Below are 1,124 nucleotides of genomic sequence, written 5' to 3' on the forward strand. Positions count from 1 at the left end.
GGCAATAATGCCGAGGCGGGCCGCCTGACCTTCACCACGGACCTTGCGGCCGGCGTCAAGGGCGCGGACGCGATCTTCATCGCGGTCGGCACGCCCTCGCGCCGGGGCGATGGCCATGCCGATCTCTCCTATGTCTATGCTGCAGCGCAGGAAATCGTCGCCGCGCTTGATGGCCCAGCCGTGATAGTCACCAAGTCGACCGTGCCCGTCGGCACCGGCGACGAGGTCGAACGAATCGCGCGGGAATTGAAGCCCGATCTCGACATCCAGGTCGTGTCCAACCCCGAATTCCTGCGCGAAGGCGCGGCGATCGGCGATTTCAAGCGCCCCGACCGCGTCGTCGTCGGCACCACCGGCTCGGAACGCGCCATTGCGGTAATGAGCCAGGTCTATCGCCCGCTCAACCTGAACCAGGCACCGTTGATGTTCACCGGGCGGCGCACCGCCGAACTCATCAAATATGCCGCCAATGCTTTCCTGGCGACCAAGATCACCTTCATCAACGAGATGGCGGACCTGTGCGAGGCGGTCGGCGCTGATGTGCAGGACGTGTCGCGCGGCATCGGCCTCGACAATCGCATCGGTTCCAAATTCCTGCATGCAGGACCGGGCTATGGCGGCTCCTGCTTCCCCAAGGATACGCTGGCGCTGGTCAAGACCGGGCAGGACCATGACACGCCGATCCGCATCGTCGAGACGGTGGTGCAGGTCAACGACCTGCGCAAGCGCGCCATGGGGCGCAAGATCGTCAAGGCGCTGGGCGGCGATGCACGCGGCAAAAAAGTCGCGCTGCTGGGCTTGACCTTCAAGCCCAATACCGACGACATGCGCGATGCGCCGAGCCTGGCCATCGTCCAGGCGCTGGAGGATGCGGGCGCCAGGATCGTCGCCTATGACCCCGAAGGGATGGCGGTCGCCGCACCGATGATGCCCAATGTCACCATGGCCAAGGATGCGTATGAAGCAGCCGAGGGTGCCGATGTGCTGGTGCTGGTCACCGAATGGGACATTTTCCGCGCGCTCGACATGAAGCGCCTTGCCAGTGCGATGAACGGCAATGCGCTCGTCGATCTGCGCAACATCTACCCCCTCGCCGAAGTCACAGAGGCGGGGTTCACGCTGGC

General features: G+C 64.5%; 1 protein-coding gene. It reads left to right on the forward strand.

From position 1 onward, the window contains the following. Positions 1 to 1,124 (forward strand): UDP-glucose dehydrogenase family protein (locus tag J2W40_RS20540; RefSeq protein ID WP_310227826.1); only part of this gene is annotated, 1,124 nt, incomplete at both ends.

Origin of the sequence: Sphingobium xenophagum, assembly GCF_031457465.1 — a bacterium.
Classification (GTDB): Bacteria; Pseudomonadota; Alphaproteobacteria; order Sphingomonadales; family Sphingomonadaceae; genus Sphingobium; species Sphingobium xenophagum_A.